We start from the raw sequence: 21,337 nt of genomic DNA on the forward strand, positions 1-21,337 counted from the left end.
TCTCGACCGGTACGCCTCCGTAGCTCAGGGGATAGAGCGTTGGTTTCCGGTACCAAAGGTCGCAGGTTCGATTCCTGTCGGGGGCACCTAGAAAAAACTGGGAAGTAGGGGGATCGGAGCCGAACCGGTCCCCCCGATACTCCCCCCGATCCCAAAACTGTAGCCACAACTTGAGCCAACGGTCCCCCCGAACCGTATAAGGGGTTTGCTGGTTTCTGCGGGTTATAAGCGGGCACGACAAAACGCCCCCCGACATCCATCCCAGTGAAGGGACGGACGCCGAGGGGCGTTTGTCATGGGTAATGCGTTCCTATGTTGGACGAGGCCGTCGTTTGGGATGAGGGCCGCGAGGAGGCAACAGTGCGTGCTCGACAGAGGTCACGTCGGCGTTGGAGCCGATCTTCATCAGATGACTCGAACGGTTGGCGACGTCACCTCGGATTGCGCGAACAGCCATCGACCACCGGTCCACCCCATCGCAGACGTCGACGCAGAACGCGTCGACCTGGAGGATGAGCATCGACTCAATAGTCATCGCATGCACACCCGACCCACCTCTGGGGTCTACGAACCGAAACCGGCTGACGGCCTCACGAGCGCGCTGATCGAGAATCTCGTCTCGGCCCTCATGCAGCACAGCGCAACGGAGCGCATAGGCATCTCCGCCACTCAGCAGCGACTCGCTTGAGTCGAGCTGGTACCGGTCAGCGACCCAGCTGTTCCACCAAGCTTCGTATCGCGCCTGACTCGCATTCTCTGGAGACTCCAGTCTCCCGCAGATGTCAGGGAGCGTCAGCGCAAGCGAGAGTGCCGCGTACCAATTCTGGTCGCGGACCGCGACCCGGGTCGCGGCGGCAAGATGAAGCACCATAGAGGCCACCGTACGTCGAAGCCGGCGGCGGATCGTTACGGTCCGGTCACGTGACCGAAGCGTGGAACTGGGATACTTGCCGCTTGTGACCAACCACCCGAGCCGTTCGAGCGAGCGGACGCAGGCGTTCTATCTTCTCTGGTATTCGGTGGGCACTCTCTCGGGAGTGGCCGGTCTGATCGCCTTCTTCTTCGGGCTCGCGCAGGGAATGTCGTACCTGACAACACTCGGCTTCACTCTGGTTGCTGTACCGTTCGTGGCCCCGCTGCTCTACCGTGGCATTCAGCTTCGCAGACCGATCGCACTGGTATTGCCGGTGTTCGCCGGCTACAACATCGCCTCTGCGCTCTTAGCTAATACCGCCACAGCATCGCTTCAGCTGGCACTCATCGTCGGCGCCAGCATCGCGTTCGCGGTGGGAGTGGGAATCACGCTGCCGAAGGTCGTCGCGATCGACGTTTCCGCTTCCGCTGGCCCGTTGCGTGTGCGCACAAGACTGTTGGCGCTCGTGGTCGCAGCCGGCGTCCTCCTATCGCTGGCTTCGTTCGCGACAGGCGGCATTCCGGTCTTGAGCTCGCAGGTCGCGGAGGCGCGCCTCGAGGCGTTCTCCAACGGAGTTGAGGGGACCCTGATCACGACTTCACTCACGGTAGCGATCATCATCGGGGGTGTCGGAGTCTTTAATCGTCGCGGCAAAGAACGGCTGCCCTGGTTGCTATTACTACTCCTGGGTTTCGTCGTGATGTACGGGTTTGGGAACCGCGGGCTCTACTTCATTCCCCTACTCACGGTTCTGGCTTACGCGGTGATTCAACGGCCGTCGCGGCTCCCCGCCATCCTGGTCCTGGGGGCGGTTCTGATCGCCGGCATCTCGGCCGCCGGGTTCTCCAGAGACCTGCAAGCATTCGGTCCAACTCACCTCGCGAACCTCCGCGCGACTGGCCTCCCGGAGGAACTCTTGTATCTGGGCCCCGTTGTTACGTACTTCACGGGCACCAGCACTGCGCTCGACCACATCATCAGGATCTTCCCGAACACCGTGCCGCATCCGAACGGAGCAACGTTCTTCGCCGCGATGCTCAGCCCCCTGCCTGGGAACCAGCCCACGCCTGGCCAGTTCCTCAAAGACTCTCTGGGGCTGCAGTTCACTGGGGGCGGCCTAGCAACAGGCGCGATCGGTGGCTTCTATATGGACTTCGGAATCCTCGGACTGTTGATCGGCATGGTCCTTCTGGGCGTTCTCGCCAAGTTCGCTGCGGCTTGGTCGTGGAAGGGTCCGCGTGCTCTCACGGTCTTCTCGTATCTGATAACGCACCTGTGGTTCATGAACTACTCGCACCCGCTGACGTACATGACCGTGTTGACGATCCCGCTCATCCTGTTTTTGGTTCAGAAACCCGACGAGCGGGCAGAGGAGGGTGGGACATATGGAAGAAACGTCCGTGCACTACCGTCTGCGACGAACGTTCGATAAGTGAGGGGCGCCAAGATGACGAAGAACGCGGAACAGGTTGTCGAATCAGCGCGTCAGAGCAAGGGGCGACTGGAGTACATCGACGCCATCCGAGGTGTCGGGGCTCTCTTGGTGGCGGTCCAGCACCCGCTCGAGTACGCCTTCCCCGCCTACGCGCAGTGGTCGCTCCAGTATATTAATCTCGGGCGGGTCGGCATCGTCGCATTCTTCCTCGTGAGCGGCTACGTCGTTGGCCTTACGCTATCTCGCCAGACCGTGCGCACATTCGCGATCCGCCGATTCTGGCGCCTCTACCCGATCTACTGGGTGGCGACGGTCGCGTACGTCGCCGTCGTGGTCCTAACTGGCCAAGCCCCGTTCGACTACTCGCTGGTTGTCATCCTCATGAACGTGACGATGCTGCAAGGGTTCTTCGGCGTCTACAGTATCCTCGGCGTGGCATGGACTCTGGGCATCGAGATTGCGTTCTATGCCCAGTCCATCCTCGGCAAGCTCAGCCGCTTCCTCGAAAAGTCAGTCTGGCTCGGGATCGGCTGGCTCCTGGTGTTCGCCGGGATGGCTCTCGCCAATTTCGCTTTCGGCGCTGAGTTCACCGCTGTCATGCCGCTGATGATGTTCACCGCGAGCGTCGGGTTCGCGGTCTACTTATGGGAGAACGGACAGTCCAAGGCGCTGCTGCTGTTCATCCCGCTCGCCGTAGTGCTGGTGCCGACGCTCGGATGGTTCCTCGTCTCGCAACACGCCGGAGTTCGCGACGCATGGACTCCGCTCGGTTTTGACCTTTCTTACGCGGGTGGCCTCGCCATCTTCGCTGCGCTATACGCGGTGCGCTCTCGAAAGATGCACGCTTCGCTGTTGTGGCTCGGAGGAATCAGCTACTCGCTTTACCTGGTCCACACCATCGTGATGGCGGCGCTGAAGCCTCTCGGACTAGCCCCCGCCGTGTTCGTGCTCGTCGCGATCGTTGGTGGCATCCTTGTTGCGTGGGGCGCTCGAATTCTCGTCGAGCGCCCCACCACCGACTATGGCCGTCGCATCACGTCGGCTCGCCAGTCCTGACCACCGAGATGCCTGAGACAGCCCCGTAGTAGTCACTCGACGAGCCGTTCTTCGTCGCCATCACCAGACTCAACGTTCGACGACCGCCCGAGCGGACGTTGAAGCCCGTGAGGACCGCGCGTTCAGGAGTCGTCGACGCGGCATAGCCATCAATCGTTCCGACGACGACTCCGTCCACGCGCACGCTGTAGATACCTCGGTTCACGTCCTTCGTGTGCCAGACAGCGATCGAGTACGTACCCGGCTTGAGGTTGACGGTGTAGTTCCGGTAAGCATCCTGAGCCCCGCTAGACAAGGCGTGCTGCCCGAAAAAAGCCCCGCTGACCTGCGGGTGACTGTTCCAATTGACCTGGGCGATCGGCGGTTCGGTGCCCGGTATGAAGAGCCGATCGGCGATCCCTACCCCGGAGTCGCTCTGGCTCCCTCGGAGAATGATTCTTGGGTTGGTCCCGGTCTTCGCTACGAGTGCCTGGCCAGGCGCCACATTCACCCGCGTCGTACCTGCTTCCGTGCTGATGTAATCAGCAGTCGGCGCGGCGCCAGAGCCGTAGAAGAACTCCAGATCTCCCGGCTGATGGATCGTGTTCGGCTCGACTATCACCCCGCCTGATGGCCCTTCGATACTGATGGCGTGTCGGGTCGGGCGCTCGATCGTGTTTCCACCGATCTCTCCCTTTCCGAACTCCGCACCAGACGTGTCACCGTTAGTGATGCGCACGGCGTCGCTGTACTGCCTCTGACCCGGGTTCGTGATCGAGTTGTCCTTGATCTTGTAATCCAGGACGCGAGACAGAAGAACCGCCTCAAGCCCCGCTTCGAACAGTTGGCATCCCAGGATCTTGATGTGCGATCCGCCATCGACAAAGACGTTGTAACGCTTGGAGTTGTGCGCGGTTCGATACCCGGGCATGAAGAATGTGGCCCCTTGGATAACCAGTCCGTCGATACCCTCGGCGTAGACATGGCCATCTAGTACGGCCCACTCAGTCGCACCGCTGATCTCGAAGTCCGCGGCGGTGAGGAGGCCTCCTCCGCCCGCGTAGGGGAAAACGCGCAACCCGAACTGCACATCCTTGGTGCGCATCCTATGTAGCCCAACACGCGCGACGTGATGGGTGCCACCTCCTGAGAAGGTCTGTGGGCGAACGGCGAAAGCGCACCTGTAGTTCTCGAACTCGCTGTCGATCACGTCGATGCCGTAGGCGCGGGCCGCAGTGATCGCGTCAACCGTCGTGCTCAGGGCGGTGCGCGTGAACCGCAACCCTTCGACCTTGGTGTGCAGCCGATCGTACGGCGGTGCTGTCCCGTCCACGCCTATCTTGATCGTTCCGTCGATGATCGACCCAGGCCCAACGAGTCGAATGTATGGATCTACAATCGGAACTTCGGTGATCTTGTGGTCGCCCGTCAGCTCTACCGCGGCTGACTTCCACCCGCCCAATCGAATCGCGTCGATCGCCTGCGTCCCGACGCGGACGGGCTCGTCCGGGTGCGCGGGTTCGCTGGAGATTATCGCGTGACGACATCCCAGGGCTCCGCGCACTTCGCGGTGCCGGGCGCGGCCGACGGCTCCCCCGCGGAGACTCGCCTGCGCGGCTGACACGTCACGAGATCCGGTAGACCGCGAGCCGTCACGTATGTCCGACCGGATGCCGCCACGCGGACATCCGTGACGTCTCGGCGCCCGCGTGGCACCATCGAGGCATGAGCGAGAACACCGACGGATTCAGCGACGCCGAGCGCGCAGCCATGAAGCAGCGCGCGACCGAGCTTCGGGCGCAGAAGGGCGTCAAGGGCGCCGCGAAGAAGGAGAAGGAGCTCGCGGCTTGCCTGGAGGCCATCCAGGAGCTCACCGGGACGGATCGCACCATCGCCGAGCGGTTCCACGTCGTGGTGAGCGAGGAGGCGCCGCAGCTGGACCCGAAGACCTGGTACGGCTTCCCTTCCTACGCCCGCGACGGCAAGGTCGTGACCTTCGTGCAGCCGGCCGCGAAGTTCGACACCCGCTACGCCTCGATCGGCTTCAACGAGGATGCCCTCCTCGACGACGGGGCGATGTGGCCGACCGCGTTCGCCGTCGTGGAGTGGACGGATGCTGTCGAGGCGACCCTCCGCGACGTCGTGCGCCGCGCCGCCGGCTGACCCTCCCCGCGCACCCGCGGCGTCACACCAGGAACAGCCCGTCCAGCACGCCGGGGTTGTGGGCGTGGACGAGAACCAGGAAGACCACGGCATCGAACAGCAGGTGCACCGTCACGACGTAGGTGAGCGAACGGGTGCGCATGAAGATGAAGCCCTGCAGCAGCGCGAACGGGATCGTCAGCAGCGGGCCCCAGGCCTGATAGCCCAGCTCCCACAGGAACGACACGAACACGATCGCCTGCAGCAGATTGGCCTGCCAGAAGGGGAAGTGGCGGCGCAGCAGCGCCAGGCAGGTGCAGATGAAGAACAGCTCGTCCCAGATGCCCACGGCGCCGACGCCGACGAAGAGCCGTGCGATGAGGTCGGGGGTGTCCACGACCGGCCAGTTCTGATAGACCCCCGACGTGATGAAGTAGAACGGCAGGATCAGCCACCCGAGCACCAGGACGGCGACCAGCCACGTCCACTGGAAGGTCGTCCAGCGCCCTCCCCCGCGCCACGGGAACCGGATGGCGTGGTCGCGGTACACCCAGCGCGAGATCGCGTAGGGCACGACGACCGCGCCGCCGAGGGCGAGTGCGAAGCGGAGGATGGCGAGGTTGTCGAGCTCGGCCTTCAGCGGGATGACGCTGACGATCAGCAGGCCGATCGCGATGAGCGAGAGGTCGCGCACGAGCGACGGGGCACGCCGCCCTGACTCATCGGGGCCGGATGCCGGACGACCGCGCTCGATCAGCCACGCGGTGACGAGGCCGGCCGCCAGCAGGGCCCAGCCGAGCCACGGCAGCAGCAGGACGAAGAACGCGGGCGCGGCCAGGCACACCAGGAGCGCGGGAGCGAGGTCCCACGACCACGCCGGGACGGTGCGGGCGGGAGCGAGGGCGGGGTGAGCGGGCATGTCAGGCCACCCGTCGGTAGGCGAGGTCGCGGATGACACGGCCGGCGCGGGAGCCCTTGCGCTCGAAGGCCGTGAGCACGCGGCCGTCGAACCGCGGTGCCCACGCCCATTCGAACGCGCGCTCGAACCCGTCCGCCTCGTCGAGCACGTCGCGCATCTGCAGCGCGTAGTCCTCCCAGTCGGTCGCCAGGCGCAGCATCCCGCGCTCGCGCAGTGCCGTTCGGGCGGTTTCGGCGAACTCCGCCGTGACCAGACGGCGCTTGGTGTGCTTCTTCTTGTGCCACGGGTCGGGGAAGAAGACCCAGAGCTCGTCGAGGGATGCCGCCGGCAGAAGATGCTGCAAGACTTCGGGCGCGTTGGCCTCGACCAGCCGCAGGTTGCCGACCCCCGCGCGCTCGGCATCGAGCATCGTCCGTGCCAGTCCCGCACGGAAGACCTCGATGGCGAGGAAGTCGGTGTCGGGGGCGCCGGACGCGGCGTGCACGATGGCATGCCCCTGTCCCGATCCGATCTCGGCGATCAGCGGCGCGTGCCGACCCCACACCTGGTGCGGGTCGATGGCTGCGCCCGGGCGGATGCTGGTGGCGGCGGCATCCCTCGGCGCAGCGATCACGAAGCGCGGGGCCAGTTCGCTCCACGCGCGCTCCTGCGCCTCGGACATGCGGCCGCTTCTGCGGACGAACGAGACGGGCCGCTCGCGAAAGCGGGGATGGGCCTCGCGGGCGGGAGTGTCGGTCACTCCCCCAGGCTACCCAGCCGCCGTCTTCCGCCGGTCCGATCGAGGCCGTTCGGCCCGGCGTTCGCCTCGGTTCACGGCTCGGTGACGAAGTCGATGAGCTCTTCCACCCGGCCCAGGAGAGCAGGCTCCAGGTCGCGGTAGCTCTTCACGGACGCCAGGATCCGCTGCCATGCTCGTGCGAGGTCGGCCTGGTCGCGGGCCGGCCACCCCAGGGCGCGGCACACTCCGGTCTTGTAGTCGATTCCCCGCGGCACGTCCGGCCACCGCGGGATCCCGACCGCGCGCGGCGTGACGCACTGCCAGACGTCCACCCACGGGTGCCCCACGATCCGCACATGCGCGCCGTGGGGACCCCGGGCGACGGCGTCGGCGATGCGCGACTCCTTGGACCCGGCGACGAGGTGGTCGACCAGCACACCGTAGCGACGCTCCCGCGACGGGGGCTCGGCGTCCAGGGTCTCCGCGAGCAGGTCGATCCCCTGCAGGTACTCCACGACGACGCCTTCTGCCCGCAGATCGTCTCCCCACACCTTCTCGACGAGCTCGGCGTCGTGCCGCCCCTCGACCAGGATGCGACTGGCGCGCGCCACCCGTGCGCGCGCGTCGGGCACGGCGAACGAGCCCGAGGCGGTGCGTCTGGGGGCGGCGGGCGCGGCCCGCTTCTCGGGGGGATCGAGGATCACGTCGCGCCCGTCGATCAGGAAGCCGGGTCCGAGGGGGAACAATCGCCGCCTGCCGCGCCGGTCCTCGAGTTCGACCAGGCCCGCTGCGACGCCCACGACGGCGCCGCAGAAGCCGTCGTCGGCGACCTCTATGACCAGGTCTTCGGATGCCGCAACCCGCGCCACCTTCTTCGCCGACCGCTCGCGCCACCCTGCTGCCAGCACGTCCGTTCCGTACCGATCGTCCATGTGTGCCTCCGGGTCGGAAAGGCTACCTTCCCGGCCCGGCCCCCCGGCGCAGACCCGCCGCCCCTACCCGTGGGCGACCGTGGCTGAATAGACTCGCCAGGGGCGGGAACGCCGCGAAGGGGGAGACGGATGCGCAAAGGGTGGACGACCGCGTTGACCCTGAGCGCGTGCGCGCTCATCGCGGGCGTCGGTGCGAGCGCGGCGGCGGCGACCGCACCCGTCCAGCTCGGCGCCGGGTACATCCTCGATGACGCCGGCGTCATGGACTCCTCGGGCGCGGCCGAGGCGCAGGAGCGCCTCGAGCAGCTGTACACCGACACCGGCGTCGACCTCTACGCCGTGTTCGTCGACGAGTTCACCGACCCGGCCGACAGCGAGTCGTGGGCGAACACCGTGGCCGAGCAGAACGGGCTGGGTCCTTCCCAGTACCTGCTCGCGGTCGCCGTCGACTCCCGCCAGTACTACCTCTCGGCTGACAGCGCCGGTCCCCTCGCTGAGGACCAGGTCGTCCGCATCGAGGCGGACATCCGACCCGAGCTGAGTGCGGAGGACTATTCGGGCGCCGTGATCGCGGCCGCCGACAGCATGTCGGCGGCGCTCGGAGACGACGCCGGAGCGCCCGGCGCTGCGCCGGGCGGCGGGTCCGGTTTCGGGACCGTCCTCATTCTCGCCGTGGTGCTCGGCGGCATCGCCCTCGTGGCGTGGCTGTTCATCCGCCGTCGCCGGGCGAAGGCGGCTCCGCCCCCCGGCGGGCCCGGACAGGCTCCTGTCGAGCAGGTGCCGACCGAGGAGCTGCGTCGCCGCGCCGCGTCCGCCCTCGTCGAGACCGACGACGCCATCAAGACCAGCGAGCAGGAGCTCGGCTTCGCCCGCGCCCAGTTCGGCGACGAAGCCACCGCGGCCTTCGTGGAGGCCCTGGCAGCCGCGCGGACCGACCTTGACGAGGCGTTCTCGCTGCAGCAGAAGCTCGATGACGGCGAGCCCGACACCGAGGAGCAGGTGCGGGCGTGGAACAGCCGCATCGTCGAGCTGTGCGAGCGCGCCAATACCCGCCTCGACGAGCGGGCCGCGGAGTTCGACGAGCTGCGCAAGCTCGAGCAGAACGCTCCCGAGGCCCTCGCGCGGGTCCAGGAGGCGCGGCAGCGAGCCGCAGCGACGGTCGATCCGGCGCGCGAGCGCCTGGCGGGCCTGACGGAGCAGTACGCCCCGGAGGCGCTCGTCACCGTCGCCGACAACCCCGACCAGGCCGCTGAGAGGCTGGAGTTCGCCGCCGCCGAACTCGCCGAGGCACAGCAGGCGCTCGGCGGTGGGGATGGCGGGGAGGCCGCCGTCAGCATCCGCGCGGCCGAGGATGCCGTCGCGCAGGCGGAGCAGCTGAGCGCTGCCGTCGACACGCTGGCGGTCGACCTCGCGCTGGCCGAGAAGAACGCCACGGCGCTCATCGCCGAACTCGAGCAGGACGTCGCCGCCGCGAACGCGCTCCCCGACGCCGACGGGCGGCTCGCCGCCGCGGTGACCGCCGCCCGCCAGCAGATCGACACCGCGCGCGGACAGCTCACCGGTGCCAAGCGGCCGCTCGCCGCACTCCAAGGTCTGGAAGCCGTCGACGATCAGATCGACGCCCTCATCCGCGCCGTGCGCGATGAGCAGTCCCAGGCTCAGCGAGCACGCCAGCTGCTCGCTCAGGTCATGACCCAGGCCCACGCCCAGGTGCGCGCGGCGGAGGACTTCATCACCGCGCGCCGCGGTGCCGTCGGCGCCGAGGCCCGCACTCGCCTGGCCGAGGCCGGCGCGAGCCTGGTGCGCGCACGACAGCTCGAGGCCTCCGACCCGCAGCAGGCGCTCGCACAGGCGCAGCGCGCCGAGCAGCTGGCCGCACAGGCGATCCAGTCCGCACAGAACGACGTCGGCGCCTTCGGAGGCATGGGAGGCGGGGGGATGTCCGGAGGAGGATCAGGCGGCATGCTGGGCGCGGTCCTCGGAGGCATCGTCTTGAACTCCGTCCTCGGCGGCGGCCGATCCTCCGGCGGGCTCGGCGGGCTCGGCGGGCTCGCGGGAGGCATGGGCGGGTTCGGCGGCACCGGCGGCGGTCGAAGCCGCGGCCGCATCAGCCCCGGCTCGTTCGGCGGCGGCGGTACGCGTGGCCGCCGCGGCGGCGGCAGGTTCTGAAACGGTCACAATCACTTCTCGGAAAGGAAGGGAAACCCGATGGCAAAACAGTCCATCTTCGGTCGCATCTCCACACTCATCAAGGCGAACGTCAACGCCCTGATCGACCAAGCCGAAGACCCGCAGAAGATGCTCGACCAACTGGTTCGGGACTACACCAACAGCATCGCCGACGCCGAGGCGGCGATCGCCGAGACGATCGGCAACCTTCGCCTGCTCGAGCGGGACCACCAGGAGGACGTGCGTGCGGCCGCCGAGTGGGGCAACAAGGCGCTCGCCGCCAGCCGTCGCGCCGATCAGCTGCGCGCGTCCGGCGACGCCGTCGACGCCGACAAGTTCGACAATCTCGCCAAGATCGCGCTGCAGCGTCAGATCAGCGAGGAGAACGAGGCCCGTGCGATCGCCCCGACGATCGCCACGCAGACCGAGGTCGTCGAGAAGCTCAAGGACGGCCTCAACGGCATGAAGCAGAAGCTCGAGCAGCTTCGATCCAAGCGCAGCGAACTGCTCGCGCGCGCCAAGACGGCCGAAGCGCAGGTCAAGGTCCACGACGCGGTCAAGTCGATCGACGTCCTCGACCCCACGAGCGAACTCGGCCGTTTCGAAGACAAGGTCCGTCGCCAGGAGGCACTGGCCGCGGGCAAGCAGGAATTGGCCGCCTCCTCGCTGGATGCCCAGTTCAATCAGCTCGAGGACATGGGTGAGCTCACCGAGGTGGAGGCGCGCCTGGCCGCGCTGAAGTCCGGCGGCACCGGCTCCGCCGGACAGCTGACGTCCTGACCCTGTCGACCTCCCGCGCCACGCTCGACGGGCGCGGGAGGTCGCCGTCTGCCGAGAGGTGTCGCGAATGACCCGGTTCATCGTCGTTCCGCAGTGGCAGGGGTCGCCCTCCTCCCGTGCGATGCAGCTGGTCGACGGCGCCGAGGCGATCGCAGGCGATCTGCCGCGATCCGCCTGCACTCGGGTCGCGGTTCCGCTCGAAGCCGGGGAATCCCTCGACACGCGCGTGAACCGATACAGCGCACTTCGACGCACCAGCGAGCTGCTCGCGCTCGAACTGGCTCCCCCCGGCGAGCCGGCCCTCGTGGTGGGCGGCGACTGCGGTGTCGGCGTGGCCGCGGTCGCGCACTCCCTCGCCCGTGAACCCGACCTCGCGGTGGTGTGGCTCGACGCCCACCCCGACCTGCACACGCCGGACTCGAGCGAGTCCGGGGCGTTCGCGGGAATGGCCCTGCGCGCCGTGCTCGGCGAAGGTGCGCCTGGCCTGTCGCTGGCCCCCGACGCCGTGCCGGCCGCACGCGTGGTCCTCGCCGGGGCGCGATCCTTCGACCCCGCCGAAGAGGGCGTCGTCGAGCAGCTGGGGATCACGTGGCTCACCATCGACGCGCTCGCAGACGTCGACGCCCTGGCCGACGCGGTCGTCGCCACGGGCGCGGCGGGGGTGCACATCCACGTCGACCTCGACGTGCTCGACCCCAGCGCCCTCACGCACGTCACCTCGGCGGAGCCGTTCGGCGTCGACGTGGCGTCACTGGTCTCCCTCATCGGGGCCGTGCGCGCACGGGTGCCTCTCGCCGGCTCGAGCCTCGCGGGCTTCGCCCCGTCATCCCCCGACGCCGCCGTGGACGACCTGGGCGCCATCCTGCGCATCATCGGCGCCCTCGCATGAGGTCCGGCTCCTCAGGGCACCGCGAGACGGTTCCCGCCATCGGGGCGGCCGATCGGCTCGACCGTTTCATCCCCGGCATCCTCCTCGACTCCCCCGTGAGCCATGCGGGCTACCTGTACGGCACTGCCGTGGGCTGGGTATGGGGCGCGCTGTGGAGCACCGGCCGCATCGAACGACGACAGGGTCTGTGGGTCTTCCGCGGCATGCCGTCCTGGACGTATCCGCGGGGAGGCGTGTGCGCCGGCGGCTGCTTCCTCACCGGCGACGGCGAGATCGACGACCGCCTGCTGCGCCATGAGGCCATCCATCGCCGGCAGTGGCGACGGTACGGCCTGCTCATGCCGATCCTCTACTGGGCGGCCGGACGCGACCCGCTCCGCAACCGCTTCGAGATCGAGGCTGGACTCGAAGACGGCAACTACCTGCCGCGCCGGAGGTCGCGCGCCCCGCGATGAGGACGGCGTCAGCGGGCGGAGGTGATGCCGAACCGCGTCGGGGCCTGGATGCGATCGGTCGCGACTCCGAGTCGCGATGCGAGGTGATCGACGATGTCTGCGGTCCCGAGGTAGCCGCCCAGCAGGTGGATCCGCGTCTCGTCGTCGTCGGCGCACAGCATCTCGTCCGCCCAGGCGGTCACCGCGCGCGACAGCGCCTGGCCCGGGGCGCACGCGCGTCCGGTGCCCGGATCGCCCGAGCGTGAAGCGCGGTCGAGCCAGGTCAGCACCATGCGCGCCGGAATGCCGAGCTCGACGACCCACGTCGCGTCGGGAACTTCGATGAACACACGGCCGGTCGAGCAGATCGGAAGCGTCGCCAGCAGCGCCTCGAGGTCGGCGAGAGACGTCTCGTCGGCCGTGATCAGGTGCTGCACCCGCGTATGCCGCGAAGCGCGGCAGGCCGCCGCGTTGTGCTCGGTGGGAGTGCTCATGACGATCCCACTATACCCCGCACCAAGGGTTGCCTAACCTCACTCCCCTCATTCGGGGGCGGTGAGGAGCACCCGCCGCAGCTCGGTGACCTCGTCGTCGGTCATGCCGTGCGCGCGGAGGTAGTCCGCAGCAGAGCCGTAACGGGCGTCGACGTCGTCGAGCAGCTCCCGCATGACCGACGCGGGCGATCGGGTCGCGAGGTCCTCCAGATGCCGGGCCTCGGGGTGAAGCGAGCGCAAGTAGGCGACGACCTGTCGATTCCGCTCGACCGGAAGAAGGCTCTCGGTGCGCGCGTAGTCGGCGACGACGGCATCGCGCTCCACACCCGCCGCGGCGAGCGCGACCGCGATCGTCACCCCCGTGCGGTCCTTGCCGACGGTGCAGTGGACGAGGACCGGCTGATCCGTGATCACGCCCCGCACCACGTCGACGAGACCGGCGGCAGAGTGCTCGATGATCCTGCGGTACATCTCGGCGAGACCGATGTCCTCGGCGAAGAACGAGGCGACGGACCCGAGGAAGAGCGGCACCCTCGTGGTCTGCACCTGCGACGGAACCCGACTGGGCTCGTGCATCACCTCGTCGTCGGCGCGCAGATCGATGATCCGCCGGATGCCGAGGGAGCCCAGTGCCGCCACGCCCGTGTCATCGAGCCGGGCCAGATTCCCGGATCGGTACAGCATGCCCGGCCGCGTCCGCGCCGCCCCGGCGAGAAGACCACCGGTATCGCGGAAGTTCATCGCGCCCGGGACGAGCGGCGACCCGGTCACGCGCCGTCGCCCGCGTCCTCACCGGTGCGCGGCGGGACCGGGTAGCGCCCCGCGATGGCGACGCGGTTGAACGCGTTGATGGACACGAGCACCCAGCTGAGTGCGACGTACTCCGCCTCGCTGAGGATGGCCCCCACGCGGTCGTACACGTCGTCGGGTATGCCGTCCTCGTGGATGAAGGTGAAGCACTCCGCCAGTTCCAGGCCCGCGCGCTCGCGCTCGCTGAAGACGCCGGAGTCGCGCCACGTCGCCAGCTGCGCGATGGTGTCGGCGTCGACGCCCGCGGTGACCGCGCGGTCGACGTGGACGCGGACGCAGTAGGCGCAGCCGTTGAGCTGTGAGACGTGGATCTGCACCAGCTCCTTGAGCCGGTCGTCGATTCCGGCCCCGTCGGAGATGCCGCCGACCGTCTTCGAGAACGCGGCGAGCGCCTGATACGCCGGCGGCGCCGACCGCGAGAGGTGGACGCGTCGTTCTTCGGTCATGCGCTTCAGCGTATCGAGTCGCCGGGCGCGCTCGAGCGGATGCGTGAGAATGGGCGCGTGAGCGACATCACCGACGAATTCTCGTTCCTGCCCGACCAGGCGGCCGACATCGGCGTCGACGGCCCCCTCCCCCCGGTCGAACGTCTGCGGCTGCCGCTGGAGGACGGTCGGACCGTGAGCGCGCTGCGCTACGGCGAGGGCGCGCCGCGGGTGACGTTCCTGCACGGAGCCGGGCTCAACGCCCACACGTGGGACACCACCGTGCTCGCTCTGGGTCTGGATGCGCTCGCCGTCGACCTTCCCGGTCACGGCGAATCGTCCTGGCGGGACGACGCCGCCTACGTCGCACGGACCCTCGCCCCCGACATCCATGCGGCCATGGCCGCATGGACCGATCGCCCGCAGCTTCTCGTGGGGCAGTCTCTGGGCGGCCTGACGGCAGCGGCCGTCGCTGCCCGCGATCCGGACCTGGTGCACGCGCTCATCGTCATCGACATCACGCCGGGGATCGACCCCGCGGCCGGGCCCTCGCAGATCCGGGAGTTCTTCGCCGGACCCACGCACTGGGCCAGCCGTGACGAGATGGTCGATCGCGCCCTCGCCTTCGGTCTCGGCGGATCTCGGTCTGCCGCCGAGCGGGGGGTCTTCCTGAATTCGCGCGAGCGGCCCGACGGACGCTTCGAATGGCGTCATCACTTCGCCCACCTCGCCGCCCGCGCCGCGGCCGCGCCGCCCGGGTCGGGCGACGGCGACCGGGACGCGGTCTCGAGCGTGCTGGCCGCATCCGGCTGGGAGGACCTCGCAGCCGTGCGCGTCCCGGTCACCCTGGTGCGCGGCACGCGGGGCTATGTCACCCCCGCGGATGCCGCAGATTTCACCCGCCGTCTGCCGGCGGCATCCGTGATCGAACTCGACAGCGGCCACAATGTGCACGAGGAGCAGCCCCGCGGGCTCGCCGAGCTCATCCGCGCCCGCGCCGGGAACGATTGACCACGCGACGACGTTGCAGACGGAGAGTTCGTCGCCGACCGCCCCGAATCTCTAGAGTTGACTGCGCACCGGCCGATCGCATCCCCCCGCTTCCGGCCCGCGCGCGTGACGCGCCTCCCGCCGAAAGGACCCCCATGCCCCGCCGCACCGCCCTCGCCGCGACCGCGCTGCTCGCCGCCGGCGTCCTCGCGCTGACGTCGTGCACCGCCGCTGATGCCCCTGCGCCGACGGTCACCGGCGAACCGGACCCCGACGCCTCGGTGGGGATCCGGCTGGTGCTCGAGCCGGGCAACCTCGACATCCGCGAGACGGCGGGCGCCGCGCTGGATCAGATCCTCGTCGACAACGTCTATCAGGGGCTGATCTCGCGAACGGCCGAGCAGGACATCGAGCCGGCGCTCGCGAGCGACTACGACGTGTCACCCGACGGGCTCACCTACACCTTCACCCTGCGGGAGGGCGTCGTCTTCCATGACGGCCAGGAGCTCACCCCGGAAGACGTCGTGTGGTCGCTGCAGACCCGCAAGGACACCCCCGCGTGGCGCGATTCGGCCCGCCTCGCCGCCGTCGAGACGATCGAGGCGGACGGCCAGACGATCACGCTCGGCCTGAGCCGGCCCGACTCCAGCCTGCTGTGGAATCTCACCGGCCGCGCCGGGATCATCCTCAAAGAGGACGACGGCGTGGACTACGCCACCGCGGCCAACGGCACAGGGCCGTTCGTGCTGTCCGACTGGCGTCAGGGCGACAGCATCCTCTTCACGCGTTTCGACGACTACTGGGGCGATCCCGCCCAGGTCGCCGAGGTGGTCTTCTCGTACATCCCCGACAACCAGGCCGCACTCGGCGCGGCCCTCGCCGGCGAAGTCGACGTGCTGACGGGATTCGACGCGAACCTGCAGGAGCAGGTCGAGGCCAACGGCGACTTCGCCCTCGTCCTCGGCGAATCGACCGACAAGGGCACTCTGGCGTTCAACCAGAACGAGGGAAGCCCCCTTGCCGACGAGCGCGTGCGACAGGCGATCCGGCAGGCGATCGATCACCAGGCCTTCATCGACGCCGCCTCCTCGGGCCGAACCCAGTACGGCCCGATCCCCTCGCTCGACCCCGGCTACGAGGACCTGTCCGATGTGGCCCCGTACGACCCCGAAGCGGCGCGGGCGCTCCTGGAGGAGGCCGGCGCGGACGACCTCGAGCTGACCCTCACCATTCCGAGCTTCTACTCCACCACGATCCCGCAGATCCTGGTGTCGGACCTCAACGAGGTCGGCATCTCGCTCGAGGTCGAGTCCGTGGACTTCTCGACCTGGCTGAACGACGTCTACGTCAACCAGGACTACGAGCTGAGCTTCGTGCTGCACACCGAGGCGCGGGACTTCGAGAACTGGGCTGATCCGGAGTACTACTTCACCTACGACAACCCCGAGGTGCAGGAGCTCCACCAGCAGGCTCTCGCCGCCACCGACGAGGATGCCGCCGCCGAACTGCTGGCCGAGGCCGCGCGCATCGTCTCCGAAGACCACGCCGCGGACTGGCTCTACAACGGCGCTTCCGTGCTGGCGGTCGCCACGAGCGTCACGGGGATGCCGTCGATCAACGTCAACGAACGTCTCGACCTCGCCGAGCTGGCCAAGAGCGACGGGTGATCCGGTACGCGCTGACGCGACTGGCCCTGCTGCTGCTCGGCCTGTTCGTCGCCAGCGCGCTCATCTTCGTCACACTCCGGGTGCTCCCCGGCGACGTCGCGCAGCTGATCGCGGGAGTCAACTCCACCCCCGCACAGGTCGCCGCCATCCGGGAGCGCCTCGGCTTGGACCAGCCTCTGCCGGCGCAGTACGCCGACTGGATCGGGGGCGTCCTCCGCGGCGATCTCGGAACCTCGCTGCTGACCGGATCCACGGTCGCCTCGGAACTTGCGGAGAAGGCCGAGGTCACGATCCCGCTCGGGCTGATGTCGCTCACGATCGCCATCGTGCTGAGCGTTCCGCTCGGTGTGCTGTCGGCCCTGCGCCGCGGCCGCGCGGACGGCACCGCCCTGAATGTGGGCGCGCAGGCGCTCGCCGCCGTCCCGGTGGTCTGGGCGGGCATGATGCTCGTCGTCGTGTTCGCCGTGTGGCTGGGCTGGCTGCCCGCGCAGGGTTTCCCGCGAGCGGGCTGGGGCGATCCCGGGGCCGCCTTCCGCGCCCTCCTCCTCCCCGCTCTCACGATCGGCGTCGTGGAGGGCGCGATGCTGCTGCGGTTCGTCCGCAGCGCGACCCTGCAGGCGGTGGGTCAGGACTACGTCCGCACCGCGGCGGCGAAGGGCCTCACCCGCACCGCCGCCCTCATCCGCCACGGTCTCCCCAACGTCGGGCTGTCCGTCATCACCGTGCTGGGGCTCCAGGTCGCGGGCATCATCGTCGGCGCGGTCGTGATCGAGCAGCTGTTCACCCTGCCGGGCATCGGCCGGATGCTGGTGGCCGACGTGGGCGCCCGGGATCTGCCGAAGGTGCAGGGCGAACTCCTGGTGCTGACCGGCTTCGTCCTCATCGTCGGATTCGTCGTCGACCTCGTCCACCGGGTCATCGATCCGCGGCAGCGGGAGGCGTCGTGAGCCGGCGGGGAACGTGGCTGCGACGCCTGTGGCAGCTGTCGACGGGACGCTTCGGGGTCATCGTGGTGATCGTCGTGCTCACGACCGCCCTGGTGTCGATCGTGTGGACGCCGTTCGACCCCCGACAGGTCGAGATCTCGCAGCGCTGGGCACCTCCGGGCTGGCCGCACGTCCTCGGCACCGACGGCTCGGGCCGCGACATCCTCTCTCTCGTCATGGCGGGGGCGCGCACCACCGTGCTCGTCGCCGTCGGGGCCGGTGTCGTGGCGACCGCGGTCGGCATCCTCCTGGCGTCCCTCGGCGCCCTGACGGCGCGCTGGGTGCGTGAGTCGGTCGCGGTGCTGGTGGACATCCTCATCGCCTTCCCCGTGCTCATCATCGCCATGATGATCTCGGCGGTGTGGGGCGGTTCGCTGTGGGTGGTGATCTGGTCGGTGGGCATCGGCTTCGGCGTCAACATCGCCCGGGTCACGCGGCCGGAGCTCAGGCGGGTGCTGCACAGCGACTTCGTGCTGGCCGGCCGCGCGTACGGACTCACCCCCTCGCAGAACCTGTGGCGCCACCTGCTCCCCAACGTCGCCCCCGTGTTCATCGTGCAGCTGTCGTGGGGCATGGCGGTGGCGGTCCTCGCCGAAGCGGGTCTGTCGTATCTCGGGTTCGGGGCACCGGTGACCGAGCCGTCGTGGGGGCTGCTCCTGGACGAGCTGCAGCAGTTCATCACAGTGCATCCGCTGTCGGTGCTGTGGCCCGGGCTGGCCATCACCCTCACCGTCCTCGGCCTGAACCTCCTCGGCGACGCGTTGCGCGAGGCGACCGATCCGACACTCGGCCGTCGTGCCCGCAGCACCCCGGCCCGCACGCACGTGCCCGAGGTCGTCGCATGAGCCTGGTGGTGCGCGACCTCGTCGTCGAGATCGCCGGGCGCCGGGTGGTGGACGGCGTGTCGTTCGACGTGCCGGACGGCGCCCGCGTCGGACTCATCGGCGAGTCCGGATCGGGAAAGTCGCTCACGGCCCTGGCGGTCCTCGGACTCCTCCCGGACGGCGCCACGGCGACCGGCAGCATCCGCTGGGACGACCGCGAACTCGTCGGTATGGACGACCGCGAGCTGGCTCGACTGCGCGGCGACGAGATCGGCATCGTCTTCCAGGAGCCCCGCACCGCGCTCAACCCCATCCGCACCGTCGGCCGGCAGATCGCCGAATCGATCCGCATCCACCAGACCGCGACCAGGAAGGATGCCGCTCACCGCGCCGTCGAAGAGGCGCGCCGCGTCTCGCTTCCCGACCCCGAGCGGATCGTCGATCGGTACCCGCACCAGCTCTCCGGCGGCCAGCGTCAGCGCGTCGCCATCGCGATGGCGCTGGCCTGCCGCCCCCGCCTGCTGATCGCCGATGAGCCCACGACCGCCCTGGACGTCACGATCCAGGCGGAGATCCTGGCGCTGCTGCGCGCGCTGGTGCAGGACGCCGGCATGAGCCTGGTCTTCATCACCCACGACCTGGCGGTGCTCTCGCAGATCGCCACCCACGGGATCGTGCTCGAAGGCGGTCGCGTCGTCGAGCAGGCACCCGTCCCCACGCTGCTGACATCGCCGACGTCGCCCGTGACGCGGGGACTGCTGCGCGACGCGACGGCGACCCTCTGGCGGCCGGGTGGTGACGAGTGAGCGACGTGCTGCTGAGTGGTCGCGGTCTCGGACGCCGCTTCCCGATGCCCCGACGGACCCTCTTCGAGCGAGCGGGCCACACCGTGGCGCTCGACGACGTCGACGTCGACGTGCGCGAGGGCAGCGCGCTGGGCATCATCGGCGAGTCCGGTTCGGGCAAGTCGACCCTCGTGCGCCTGCTGCTGGCGCTGGATGCCCCGACGTCGGGGACGGTCGAGTTCGCGGGCCGCGGGGTGGACGCGCGGGCGTCCGCCCGCGACCTGCACTGGCTGCGCCGCGAGACGGGCATCGTCTTCCAGGACCCGTATGCATCGCTGGACCCCCGCATGAGCGTGGGGCGCATCGTGGGCGAGCCGCTGTGGGCGCTGGGGGTCGATGGGGATCGCCGCGCGCGGGTGCGGGAGGTGCTCGCCGAGGTCGGGCTCGAGCCGGACATGGCCGAGCGCTTCCCGCACGAGTTCTCGGGCGGTCAGCGCCAGCGGATCGCCCTGGCACGGGCGATCGTGCATCGTCCGCGGCTGCTGGTCGGCGACGAGCCGCTGTCGGCGCTCGATGTGACCGTCCGTTCCCAGATCCTCGAACTGCTGACCACCCTGCGCGCACGCGACGGTCTCACGCTCGTGATGGTCTCGCATGACATCGGCGTGGTGCAGAACCTGTGCGACGAGGTCGTGGTGATGAAGGACGGCCGCATCGTCGAGGAGGGGCCCACGGAGAAGGTGCTGCAGCAGCCGCAGGTGGCCTACACCCGCCGGCTGCTCGCCTCGATCCCGGCGATCGACCCCGACACGAGCCGATGACGCCCCGGCCGTGACCTCCCCCCGGGTGTCCCGGGTGGGCGTTAGCCTCGGAGTCCGACCGAGGAGACCCATGGCCCACGCGATCATCCCCCCGTACCTGCTGGCACGCATCGCCTCCGTGCAGGAGCCCGCGTGGGCGCGCGCGGCGCACGCGGCCCGCGCCACCCTCGCCGCACCACGCGACTACCGCCCGGGGCGGACCCGCATCCGCCTGTCCGTGGAGGAGTCCGGCACCCTCGTGGCCGAGTCGGCCCCCGGTCCCGAACGGATCGTGTGGGACGCCCAGCAGCGCGAGGAGCTGCCGGGGGTGCGCGTCCGCGGCGAAGACGACGCGGTGACCGGCGACGCCGCCGTGGACGAGGCGTTCGACGGGCTGGGGGTGACGTTCGACTTCCTGTGGGACGCCTTCGGCCGGACGTCGCTGGACGGCGCCGGCGGCGAGCTCCGGGCGACGGTGCATTACGGGCTGGACTACGACAACGCCTTCTGGAACGGCGAGCGCATGGTCTTCGGCGATGGCGACGGCGAGATCTTCACCGGTTTCACGCGCTCGCTCAGTGTCATCGCCCATGAGCTCGCCCACGGGGTCATCGAAGACGAGGGCGGCTTGGTCTACCGCGACCAGTCCGGGGCCCTGAACGAGTCGATCGCCGACGTGCTGGGCGCGCTGGCCGAGCAGCACCACCTCGGACAGCGCGCCGACGAAGCGTCATGGCTCATCGGCGAGGGCATCTTCACCGATCAGGTGCAGGGCTCGGCGCTGCGGTCGCTCGAGGCTCCCGGCACTGCCTACGACGACGACGTGCTCGGCCGCGACCCGCAACCCGCGCACATGCGCGACTTCGTGCGCACGATCGACGACAACGGCGGAGTGCACATCAACTCCGGCATCCCCAATCACGCGTTCTACCTGGTCGCGACCGCCCTGGGCGGCCGCGCCTGGGAGCGCGCGGGCCTCATCTGGTACCGCACCCTCACCGCCGGGACGCTGTCGCCCACCGCGGATTTCGCCGCGTTCGCACGGGCGACGCGCCTCGCTGCCGAGTCGGAGTACGGTGAGGGATCGGAGGAGGTCGCCGCGGTCCGCTCCGCATGGGAGGGCGTCGGCGTGCACGAGGATGGACGCGAACGACCCGGGGCCTGACGTCCCCGTCTCACCCCCGTCCGCT

21 protein-coding genes and 1 tRNA gene are annotated in these 21,337 nt (G+C 69.1%); 15 read left to right on the top strand and 7 right to left on the bottom strand.

Features of this window, described 5'->3' with window-relative positions; genetic code table 11:
• Positions 1–13 precede the first annotated feature (13 nt).
• The 3 genes from Q9S36_RS23865 to Q9S36_RS23875 all read left to right on the top strand — a co-directional run bounded on the left by Q9S36_RS23865 (position 14) and on the right by Q9S36_RS23875 (position 3,404).
• Positions 14–86, top strand: a tRNA-Arg gene (locus Q9S36_RS23865).
• 870 nt (positions 87–956) lie between these two features.
• On the top strand, positions 957–2,345 hold the full coding sequence (locus tag Q9S36_RS23870; protein ID WP_311287317.1) for an O-antigen polymerase: 1,389 nt from the start codon (positions 957–959) through the stop codon (positions 2,343–2,345).
• A 15-nt stretch (positions 2,346–2,360) separates the two neighbouring features.
• A complete protein-coding gene (locus Q9S36_RS23875) occupies positions 2,361–3,404 on the top strand; it encodes an acyltransferase (protein WP_311287318.1) in 1,044 nt (347 codons plus the stop codon).
• Here the strand turns inward: Q9S36_RS23875 and Q9S36_RS23880 are convergent.
• Positions 3,382–5,007, bottom strand: coding sequence for a right-handed parallel beta-helix repeat-containing protein (locus tag Q9S36_RS23880; protein WP_311287319.1), 1,626 nt, complete (start codon positions 5,005–5,007; stop codon positions 3,382–3,384). The genes Q9S36_RS23875 and Q9S36_RS23880 overlap by 23 nt on opposite strands.
• A 101-nt stretch (positions 5,008–5,108) precedes the next feature.
• On the opposite strand from Q9S36_RS23880, the gene Q9S36_RS23885 reads away from it, so the two are divergent.
• Positions 5,109–5,546, top strand: coding sequence for a hypothetical protein (locus Q9S36_RS23885; RefSeq protein ID WP_311287320.1), 438 nt, complete (start codon positions 5,109–5,111; stop codon positions 5,544–5,546).
• Positions 5,547–5,568: 22 nt separating this feature from the next.
• Here the strand turns inward: Q9S36_RS23885 and Q9S36_RS23890 are convergent, their stop codons facing one another.
• The 3 genes from Q9S36_RS23890 to Q9S36_RS23900 form a co-directional block, all read right to left on the bottom strand.
• A complete protein-coding gene (locus tag Q9S36_RS23890; protein WP_311287321.1) occupies positions 5,569–6,444 on the bottom strand; it encodes a CPBP family intramembrane glutamic endopeptidase in 876 nt (291 codons plus the stop codon).
• A gap of 1 nt (position 6,445) precedes the next feature.
• Positions 6,446–7,183, bottom strand: coding sequence for a tRNA (guanosine(46)-N7)-methyltransferase TrmB (gene trmB / locus Q9S36_RS23895; protein ID WP_396653836.1), 738 nt, complete (start codon positions 7,181–7,183; stop codon positions 6,446–6,448).
• A 71-nt stretch (positions 7,184–7,254) separates the two neighbouring features.
• On the bottom strand, positions 7,255–8,094 hold the full coding sequence (locus tag Q9S36_RS23900) for a DUF3097 family protein (RefSeq protein ID WP_311287322.1): 840 nt from the start codon (positions 8,092–8,094) through the stop codon (positions 7,255–7,257).
• 129 nt (positions 8,095–8,223) lie between these two features.
• On the opposite strand from Q9S36_RS23900, the gene Q9S36_RS23905 reads away from it, so the two are divergent.
• From Q9S36_RS23905 to Q9S36_RS23920, 4 genes are all read left to right on the top strand, one after another.
• Positions 8,224–10,263 carry a TPM domain-containing protein gene (locus Q9S36_RS23905; RefSeq protein WP_311287323.1) on the top strand — a complete coding sequence of 680 codons (2,040 nt, stop codon included), beginning with the start codon at positions 8,224–8,226 and terminating at the stop codon, positions 10,261–10,263.
• Positions 10,264–10,302: 39 nt separating this feature from the next.
• Positions 10,303–11,043 (top strand): PspA/IM30 family protein, encoded by a 741-nt coding sequence (locus Q9S36_RS23910; RefSeq protein WP_251453181.1) that lies wholly within the window; start codon positions 10,303–10,305, stop codon positions 11,041–11,043.
• A 67-nt stretch (positions 11,044–11,110) separates the two neighbouring features.
• Positions 11,111–11,932 carry an arginase family protein gene (locus Q9S36_RS23915; protein WP_311287324.1) on the top strand — a complete coding sequence of 274 codons (822 nt, stop codon included), beginning with the start codon at positions 11,111–11,113 and terminating at the stop codon, positions 11,930–11,932.
• Positions 11,929–12,387: a Fe-S oxidoreductase gene (locus Q9S36_RS23920; protein ID WP_311287325.1), complete on the top strand. Its 459-nt coding sequence runs from the start codon at positions 11,929–11,931 to the stop codon at positions 12,385–12,387. Before Q9S36_RS23915 ends, Q9S36_RS23920 begins: the two co-directional genes overlap by 4 nt.
• An 8-nt stretch (positions 12,388–12,395) precedes the next feature.
• Here Q9S36_RS23920 and Q9S36_RS23925 read toward each other — a convergent pair whose 3' ends face one another.
• From Q9S36_RS23925 to Q9S36_RS23935, 3 genes are read right to left on the bottom strand one after another with little or no spacing between them, the layout of a single operon-like run.
• The gene (locus Q9S36_RS23925) at positions 12,396–12,860 is read right to left on the bottom strand and encodes an SIP domain-containing protein (protein WP_311287326.1); all 465 of its coding nucleotides are present in this window, start codon (positions 12,858–12,860) and stop codon (positions 12,396–12,398) included.
• Between the two features lie 48 nt (positions 12,861–12,908).
• Positions 12,909–13,631, bottom strand: coding sequence for a tyrosine-protein phosphatase (locus Q9S36_RS23930; RefSeq protein WP_311287327.1), 723 nt, complete (start codon positions 13,629–13,631; stop codon positions 12,909–12,911).
• Positions 13,628–14,116, bottom strand: a complete 489-nt coding sequence (locus Q9S36_RS23935) for a carboxymuconolactone decarboxylase family protein (protein ID WP_311287328.1) — start codon at positions 14,114–14,116, stop codon at positions 13,628–13,630. Before Q9S36_RS23935 ends, Q9S36_RS23930 begins: the two co-directional genes overlap by 4 nt.
• Positions 14,117–14,173: 57 nt before the next feature.
• Here Q9S36_RS23935 and Q9S36_RS23940 point away from each other — a divergent pair, with 57 nt between their 5' ends.
• The 7 genes from Q9S36_RS23940 (at position 14,174) to Q9S36_RS23970 (ending at position 21,312) form a co-directional block, all read left to right on the top strand.
• Positions 14,174–15,106 (top strand): alpha/beta hydrolase, encoded by a 933-nt coding sequence (locus tag Q9S36_RS23940; RefSeq protein WP_311287329.1) that lies wholly within the window; start codon positions 14,174–14,176, stop codon positions 15,104–15,106.
• Between the two features lie 134 nt (positions 15,107–15,240).
• A complete protein-coding gene (locus Q9S36_RS23945) occupies positions 15,241–16,752 on the top strand; it encodes an ABC transporter substrate-binding protein (RefSeq protein ID WP_311287330.1) in 1,512 nt (503 codons plus the stop codon).
• Positions 16,749–17,699 (top strand): ABC transporter permease, encoded by a 951-nt coding sequence (locus tag Q9S36_RS23950; RefSeq protein WP_311287331.1) that lies wholly within the window; start codon positions 16,749–16,751, stop codon positions 17,697–17,699. The genes Q9S36_RS23945 and Q9S36_RS23950 overlap by 4 nt, the downstream gene beginning before the upstream one ends.
• Complete coding sequence (locus Q9S36_RS23955) at positions 17,696–18,583, top strand: ABC transporter permease (protein WP_311287332.1); 888 nt, start codon at positions 17,696–17,698, stop codon at positions 18,581–18,583. The genes Q9S36_RS23950 and Q9S36_RS23955 overlap by 4 nt, the downstream gene beginning before the upstream one ends.
• Positions 18,580–19,368 carry an ABC transporter ATP-binding protein gene (locus Q9S36_RS23960; protein ID WP_311287333.1) on the top strand — a complete coding sequence of 263 codons (789 nt, stop codon included), beginning with the start codon at positions 18,580–18,582 and terminating at the stop codon, positions 19,366–19,368. The genes Q9S36_RS23955 and Q9S36_RS23960 overlap by 4 nt, the downstream gene beginning before the upstream one ends.
• Before the next feature lie 44 nt (positions 19,369–19,412).
• Positions 19,413–20,168 carry an ABC transporter ATP-binding protein gene (locus Q9S36_RS23965; RefSeq protein WP_251453586.1) on the top strand — a complete coding sequence of 252 codons (756 nt, stop codon included), beginning with the start codon at positions 19,413–19,415 and terminating at the stop codon, positions 20,166–20,168.
• Positions 20,169–20,238: 70 nt separating this feature from the next.
• A complete protein-coding gene (locus Q9S36_RS23970; protein WP_311287334.1) occupies positions 20,239–21,312 on the top strand; it encodes a M4 family metallopeptidase in 1,074 nt (357 codons plus the stop codon).
• Positions 21,313–21,337: the final 25 nt, after the last annotated feature.

Source organism: Microbacterium sp. ARD31 (assembly GCF_031844425.1).

Bases quoted from the DNA above. Each gene is read 5' to 3' on its own strand.
- Q9S36_RS23875 (WP_311287318.1), top strand. From the start codon at position 2,361: ATGACGAAGAACGCGGAACAGGTTGTCGAATCAGCGCGTCAGAGCAAG.
- Q9S36_RS23885 (WP_311287320.1), top strand. From the start codon at position 5,109: ATGAGCGAGAACACCGACGGATTCAGCGACGCCGAGCGCGCAGCCATG.
- Q9S36_RS23890 (WP_311287321.1), bottom strand. From the start codon at position 6,444: ATGCCCGCTCACCCCGCCCTCGCTCCCGCCCGCACCGTCCCGGCGTGG.
- Q9S36_RS23900 (WP_311287322.1), bottom strand. From the start codon at position 8,094: ATGGACGATCGGTACGGAACGGACGTGCTGGCAGCAGGGTGGCGCGAG.
- Q9S36_RS23905 (WP_311287323.1), top strand. From the start codon at position 8,224: ATGCGCAAAGGGTGGACGACCGCGTTGACCCTGAGCGCGTGCGCGCTC.
- Q9S36_RS23910 (WP_251453181.1), top strand. From the start codon at position 10,303: ATGGCAAAACAGTCCATCTTCGGTCGCATCTCCACACTCATCAAGGCG.
- Q9S36_RS23915 (WP_311287324.1), top strand. From the start codon at position 11,111: ATGACCCGGTTCATCGTCGTTCCGCAGTGGCAGGGGTCGCCCTCCTCC.
- Q9S36_RS23920 (WP_311287325.1), top strand. From the start codon at position 11,929: ATGAGGTCCGGCTCCTCAGGGCACCGCGAGACGGTTCCCGCCATCGGG.
- Q9S36_RS23925 (WP_311287326.1), bottom strand. From the start codon at position 12,860: ATGAGCACTCCCACCGAGCACAACGCGGCGGCCTGCCGCGCTTCGCGG.
- Q9S36_RS23935 (WP_311287328.1), bottom strand. From the start codon at position 14,116: ATGACCGAAGAACGACGCGTCCACCTCTCGCGGTCGGCGCCGCCGGCG.
- Q9S36_RS23945 (WP_311287330.1), top strand. From the start codon at position 15,241: ATGCCCCGCCGCACCGCCCTCGCCGCGACCGCGCTGCTCGCCGCCGGC.
- Q9S36_RS23960 (WP_311287333.1), top strand. From the start codon at position 18,580: ATGAGCCTGGTGGTGCGCGACCTCGTCGTCGAGATCGCCGGGCGCCGG.
- Q9S36_RS23965 (WP_251453586.1), top strand. From the start codon at position 19,413: ATGCCCCGACGGACCCTCTTCGAGCGAGCGGGCCACACCGTGGCGCTC.
- Q9S36_RS23970 (WP_311287334.1), top strand. From the start codon at position 20,239: ATGGCCCACGCGATCATCCCCCCGTACCTGCTGGCACGCATCGCCTCC.